Source organism: Bacterioplanes sanyensis, from assembly GCF_014652515.1.
GTDB classification, from domain to species: Bacteria; Pseudomonadota; Gammaproteobacteria; order Pseudomonadales; family Oceanobacteraceae; genus Bacterioplanes; species Bacterioplanes sanyensis.
Genome location: NZ_BMYY01000008.1, coordinates 166104 through 172103 on the forward strand (window position 1 = coordinate 166104; position 6000 = coordinate 172103).

The 6000-nt window shown below is 49.2% G+C and carries 7 protein-coding genes; 4 read left to right on the top strand and 3 right to left on the bottom strand.

What is annotated here, in order from left to right:
* The first annotated feature begins 112 nt into the window (after positions 1–112).
* Positions 113–1972, top strand: coding sequence for an NAD nucleotidase (gene nadN / locus IE090_RS12730; RefSeq protein ID WP_189388766.1), 1860 nt, complete (start codon positions 113–115; stop codon positions 1970–1972).
* 368 nt (positions 1973–2340) lie between these two features.
* On the opposite strand, the gene IE090_RS12735 is transcribed toward nadN, so the two are convergent.
* Positions 2341–2877, bottom strand: coding sequence for a dihydrofolate reductase family protein (locus IE090_RS12735; protein WP_189388780.1), 537 nt, complete (start codon positions 2875–2877; stop codon positions 2341–2343).
* Between the two features lie 55 nt (positions 2878–2932).
* On the opposite strand from IE090_RS12735, the gene IE090_RS12740 reads away from it, so the two are divergent.
* The 3 genes from IE090_RS12740 to IE090_RS12750 all read left to right on the top strand — a co-directional run bounded on the left by IE090_RS12740 (position 2933) and on the right by IE090_RS12750 (position 4514).
* The gene (locus IE090_RS12740) at positions 2933–3442 is read left to right on the top strand and encodes a TetR/AcrR family transcriptional regulator (protein WP_189388767.1); all 510 of its coding nucleotides are present in this window, start codon (positions 2933–2935) and stop codon (positions 3440–3442) included.
* Between the two features lie 75 nt (positions 3443–3517).
* Complete coding sequence (locus tag IE090_RS12745) at positions 3518–4048, top strand: GNAT family N-acetyltransferase (protein ID WP_229815759.1); 531 nt, start codon at positions 3518–3520, stop codon at positions 4046–4048.
* Positions 4049–4229: 181 nt separating this feature from the next.
* Positions 4230–4514 carry a GNAT family N-acetyltransferase gene (locus IE090_RS12750; RefSeq protein WP_229815766.1) on the top strand — a complete coding sequence of 95 codons (285 nt, stop codon included), beginning with the start codon at positions 4230–4232 and terminating at the stop codon, positions 4512–4514.
* A gap of 405 nt (positions 4515–4919) precedes the next feature.
* Here IE090_RS12750 and IE090_RS17855 read toward each other — a convergent pair whose 3' ends face one another.
* Positions 4920–5294, bottom strand: coding sequence for a hypothetical protein (locus tag IE090_RS17855; protein ID WP_229815760.1), 375 nt, complete (start codon positions 5292–5294; stop codon positions 4920–4922).
* An 83-nt stretch (positions 5295–5377) separates the two neighbouring features.
* On the bottom strand, positions 5378–5902 hold the full coding sequence (locus tag IE090_RS17860; protein WP_229815761.1) for a hypothetical protein: 525 nt from the start codon (positions 5900–5902) through the stop codon (positions 5378–5380).
* Positions 5903–6000 lie beyond the last annotated feature (98 nt).

Sequence of the window (6000 nt, forward strand, 5' to 3'; positions counted from 1 at the left end):
GTCTGAACACCACCAAATAACCACGACAATACCGTCATTCGTCATATAAATGTCACGGGCCTCCCGCTACCATCGCGGCATTTCAATGCCGATATCAAGGAAGCGAACGACAATGCCCACAACAACACGCAAGCAATTATGGCTGATGATGCTACCACTGCTCACACTGGGTGGCTGCGGCTCGGATGATGACGACGATAACGACTCTGGCACTGCGCCCACGACCGGCGAGGCAATGACGCTCAATATCCTTCACATTAATGACCACCACTCGCATCTAGAACCGGACGACCAAACGCTCACCATCGCCGGCCAAGCGACTGAATTTGCTAGCGGCGGCTTTCCCCGTGTCGCCGCTAAAATCAACGAACGCGCACAAGCGCTGGATAACGTGCTGAAATTGCATGCCGGTGATGCCATCACCGGCACTCTGTATTTCACCTCTTTTGAAGGCAAAGCCGACGCGGAGTTAATGAACCTAGTGTGCTTTGATGCCTTTGCTTTAGGCAACCATGAGTTCGACCGTGGCGATGAAGGGTTAAAACTGTTTCTCGATGAGTTAAATCAAGGCAGCTGCAATACCCCGGTGCTGGCTGCCAATGTTAAACCCGCTGTTGGCACACCGTTGGCGCCGCAAACCGCAACGGACTACATCCAACCTTACGTCATTAAAGAAGTCGATGGCCAACAGGTTGGTATTATTGGTATTGATATCGCCAATAAAACCAAAAGCAGCTCCAGCCCGCTGGCAACCACAGAGTTTCTGGACGAAAAAGCCACCGCGCAGGCCACCATCGATGAGCTGCAACAGCAAGGGGTGAACAAGATTGTTGTGCTGAGCCACTACCAATACGCCAATGAAGTGAACCTGGCGCAAAGCCTGCGTGGTGTGGATGTCATTGTCGGTGGTGATTCACACACATTATTGGGTGATTTTTCCAGCTATGGCCTGACCAGTGCCGGCGACTACCCAACGCAGGTTACCAACGCGGATGGCGATACCGCGTGCGTCGTGCAGGCGTGGCAATATTCACAAATTGTCGGCGAGCTGAAAATCGACTTTGATGCCGATGGTAAAGTCACCGCCTGCTCGGGCACACCGCATTTATTATTGGGTACGCCGATTGTGCGGGAAAACGAAGCCGAAGAAGAATACACTCCAACTGGAGACGAGTTGGCCGCTATTCAAGCAGCCATTGATGCCGCTCCGCAATTAAGCCTGGTGACACCCGATGCCAGCGTGCAAGCCAAGCTCGATACTTACACCGCTCAGCTCGATGATTTCCGCAACGAGGTAATTGGCACAGCCACGGAAAACCTGTGCTTAGAGCGTATTCCTGGCCAAGGGCGCAGCACCTTGCCGGATTGCCCGGCAAGCAGCACAGCGCAACGCGGTGGTGATATCGCCAACCTGGTCGCGCAAGCATTTTTGTATCAAAGCAAAGAAGCCGACGTTGCCATTCAAAACGCCGGTGGCGTGCGCGTAGATGTGCCTGCCGGTAATATCACCATCGGTGATGCTTACACCGTGCTTCCGTTTGCCAACACCTTGGTGAATCTGACCATGACGGGGGCAGAAATTCGTACGGTATTAAATGAAGCCGTCGACTTTGCCCATAACCCCAATGGCTCCAGCGGAGCTTACCCGTATGCCGCAGGCCTGCGCTGGAAGGTGGATATGAACCGCGCTGCCGGCAGCCGCTTATACGACATTGAGGTCAATCCGCGCGGTGCCGGTGAGTGGCGTGCCTTGCAAGATACCGATTCCTTGCAAGTGGTGAGCAACAGCTTTACCGCCGCGGGCCGCGATGGCTATGTTACTTTTGGCAGCGTCAGTAACGATGGGCGAGTTGTGGATACCTATCTCGATTATGCCCAGTCCTTTGTTGACTACGTACGCACCAAAGGCACACTAAGCAAGCCTGCTGCGGATGAATATTCAACGCAAAGCTTTATGCCGGCAGCACAATAGCCCCTACCGCCAGAGCACTGCTCTGGCGGTGCCTTCCTCCCGCAAATGCCTGCAAGGTCAGATGATTTGAGTACTCACACAACCAGCTGTAAAAAAATATCGTTGTGTCAGATATCTTTCTAGTTTTCGTACTACATCCAGAAGGCTTATCAGAATGTATTTTCGAGCCGTAGATATAAATCAATTTCTAAGATTTCAGCGCCACCACCTGATTAAAAACTATCGCATGGCTTTCCTCGACCAGATTAAACCGAATAATTTTTAAATTATGTTCCAAGATCGGTCCGTGCTACACCGCCCGGATCCGCATACATACATCGACATCATATTAACTAGATTTCAGGAAAAGCCTGACCAGCAAATAGTGGTCATGCTCTTATCTGGTAAACACTCTGTACTACTCCATTTTTGAACGCTTGCTGCCCCTGCAACTGCCAAGTCTGCAGCTGAGCCTTGCCGGTAGCTTGAAACAAAGGAATGCCAGCCCCCAAAGTCACAGGCAAAGTTGTCAGCGTCATGGAATGGATAAGGCCCTGGGCCAGAAAGCTTTGAATCAGTTGGCCACCGTCAATATAAGCATGCTCAAACCCACGCTGCTGCAACTTGGCGATTAACTCATGCGGTTCACCATGGGTGAGCTGCACCGACGATGGTGTTGTTTCAGGCAGCTGTGCCATAGCGCGGCTCACCACCACAACGGGCTTGTCACCATAGGGCCACTGCGGAAAGCTCATGACTTTTTCAAAGGTTTTACGTCCCATAATCAGCACATCTGTTGCATCCACAAACGCTTGATAGCCATAGTCTTCGCCTTTTAAGTGGGCACTGGCAAGCCAATCAATACCACCCTCTGAATCGGCAATGTAGCCATCTAAACTGATGGCGATAAATACAGAGCACTTCATCATTCTTTCCATTATAGATTCTACAGTGTAGAATGCTGACACAATAGGAGGCGCCATGACAACCAAGCTTAGCCGCAACGATATTCTTAAGGCCACCCAAGACTACTTTCTGATTCATGGGAAAATGCCAAGCATTCGCCAGCTTGGCGCTGAGTTGGGCTGTGACCCAATGGCCATCTACTACTACTTTTCCAACAAGCAGGCGCTACTGGAGGCACTGTGCATCGAGTTGGTAGGCTCTTTAGAAATCACTAAGAAAGGACGTTGGCCACTGCCAGTGCAAAGCTTCTGCGAGCAATATCTGGATTTACTGCAACGCTATCCAGGATTGCTGCACATACTGTTAACAATGGAGTCAAATGGACCTGCGCAATACTTCTGCCAGCAGCTCGACGAGATGTTAGCTGGACACTTTCCCAACGAGAAATTGACAACAGTGGTACACTTAATCGTTGACTATGTACATGGTGTGGCTTTAGCGGAAGAGTCACAACCCGAGCGCTGGCGAGAAGCCCGCCAGTCCTTCTCACGAGGATTGACCTGGGTTTTGCAGCAGGCCCTGTAGATTAGCATTGTCTTCTAACTTGGGAGGCTCATGCCTAAAGAATAAAAATCGTAAAAGCTTATGCGGAATAATAAAGTGATCATCAATGAAGCAAATCCTGAACAGTTAACAAAGTTTTTTGGCTACCTAAATCGTCAGCTAGCTGAAAATATTCATCCGCTATTTCAGCCACTAGCTAGAGAACACTGCTATGTATCTGATTCAATTAAAAAAAGGTTTATCAAAGGATTTAATTATCAGTTGGGCCAGTCTGGCTGGCGTAAGCTGTGGTTAGCATGGAGTGAAAACGACAAAATCTTAGGCCATATTGACCTTCGCCACTACAGCGAGGCGTACAAATCTCACCGCTTACTGCTAGGTATGGGTGTTGATAGCAATGCTCGCCAACAAGGCTTGGGTATGCGTTTGGTACAGCATGTGATCAATTTTTGTCAGCAACAAGATAACGTCGACTGGCTTGATTTAAATGTACTGTCAAATAATATACCCGCCAAAAATCTGTATCTCAAAGCCGGCTTTGAGATCGTAGGCGAGGTCAACGACTGCTACCGCATTGATGGTGAAGCCGTCGCTGAGACCAGTATGACGTTGAACACGCGTTCTTGAAAGCAAGCACCGACTCACACCGATAAAACTATCGAGGATTTTTTTTGATCAAAGCGTTAACCGATGAATTGATAGAGCCCGTTTTTGCTTTAATGAAAAGCAACATGGAACCCTACTACATCAGCAGAAACGAGCCTTGGCATGAGAACCGATTCGCAAGCATTTTCTGGCTCAGTGTGGCATCGTTTTAGAGAAAAATGGCACATTAAAAGGATTTTCTTTTTATCAGTATGCCGATCACCGCCTGCACATTCATACTTTACAAATAGCACCCGAGTTTCAAAACAGAAATCTCGGTGGCCGCTTTCTAAGCTGGTACCGGAAACAAGCGCAAGTGCTGGGCGTACAGTTCATTACCTGTGGCGTGTTCGCCAACAACCCGGCACGCCATATGTACCATCGCATCGGATTTGAAGAAGTGGGCGAAGATAATGGCATCGTGCAAATGTCGCTGCCAGTTAAATAACTAGGACTCTGCTGGATAGCCGGCAGTAGCCGCTCAATTTGGTTATCCGCTAGCTTACCATCGGGTGTGCATGTCCAGCGAAAACGTTGGTTTTTGCTCTGATCAAAGCGAGAATATTACACATCCACCCTAGCAACAGCTTTCAGATATGGTGAGCATTGCCGGTTGAACCGTTACCGGCAGCATGGTTTTTCGGAAAGAGTGGCCTTAACTAAAGAAATTTTACGAGTTTCTATGCCTTAGTAGTCAGTCTGGCACGCAAGTTATCCTCAAATTATCTCTGATAATGGTGAATAACTAGGAAGGAGGTATTGTCAGGCTGATCGGTCGAGTAATGAACGACATCGACTGAGTCCCGGAGGACGCTGATAATTTAGTGCTTCACAGGCTAGGCGTAGTTTTTCTTCACCGCCGGCGAAGGTGTTGAAAACAGTCTTCAAAATGTTCGGCCATGGCTAACCATTGCTGGTCATCAATGCCTAAGCGATCGAGAATAGCGGCGGTATTTTGAGCAATGGCACCACGTTTATCATGGCGAATGATTCGCCCTGTCCAATCAACCAGTTCGAGATAATCCGTAAGTTTCATTTGAATGCCTAGCGGAATGTTTTGTCGGGGATTGCCAACAAAAGGCAATAAATCTTTGGTTTGTTGGCTAGGGTGGTTTGACTGCCTGCTGGATTTGGCTTTTTTGATCCGACGCTGAACAGAAGTGTGAGAAGATTTTTCTGGCGTAGCGGCCATATTTGCTCGAACCGGATTAAGATCGACGTAGGCCATGCACGCAGCCAGTGCGGCATCATCCAGCAGCGCCTGAGACTTAAACCGGCCCTCCCATCAATATTCGGGAAATATTGACACGGCTACGCCGCCCGCAGGGTGGAGCTCAAGGATGAGCGAAATGATAAACGGCCTGAGCACTGATCTTCTTGATTAGCTTCTCGCGCAATGGCTTCATTCAGAACTCGCATAAACCAGCTAATACTCGACAAGCGTGAGCGCCATTCTTCCACATAAATTTGGAGTCGCTTTTGCTCCGCCACGCCAAGCACATCGCCATTCAAAAACCGCTGAGATAGCATATTGCCGCTAAATAGCACGTGCCAGCGTTCGATGACTTCAGTATCGCTCCAGTGGCTTGCACGCTCAGCATCAATAAATAACACGGCATGATAGTGGTTGCTCATAATGGCATAGGCCGCCACGTCGATAGCAAATACCTGCGGCAAGGCCAGTAACTTATCTTCCAGCCAGCCTCTTCGATGCTCGTAGAACTGGCCGCTCAAATGATCCGTACCACATAGAAAAGCGCGCCGCACACAGCGCGATACACAGTGATAATATGGCGTGGCGTCGAGGGAGACCTGATGTTTTCTGGGTTTAGGCATAATAACATTCCGGCTCTGCAGCAGCTGAACATCAGCCTAGTGGTCCATGCGGAAAATAATGTAACTTTTGGGTAGATGAGCGTATCATCCACTTATGC

Bases quoted from the DNA above. Each gene is read 5' to 3' on its own strand.
- nadN (WP_189388766.1), top strand. From the start codon at position 113: ATGCCCACAACAACACGCAAGCAATTATGGCTGATGATGCTACCACTG.
- IE090_RS12735 (WP_189388780.1), bottom strand. From the start codon at position 2,877: ATGAAGTGCTCTGTATTTATCGCCATCAGTTTAGATGGCTACATTGCC.
- IE090_RS12740 (WP_189388767.1), top strand. From the start codon at position 2,933: ATGACAACCAAGCTTAGCCGCAACGATATTCTTAAGGCCACCCAAGAC.
- IE090_RS17855 (WP_229815760.1), bottom strand. From the start codon at position 5,294: ATGGCCTACGTCGATCTTAATCCGGTTCGAGCAAATATGGCCGCTACG.
- IE090_RS17860 (WP_229815761.1), bottom strand. From the start codon at position 5,902: ATGCCTAAACCCAGAAAACATCAGGTCTCCCTCGACGCCACGCCATAT.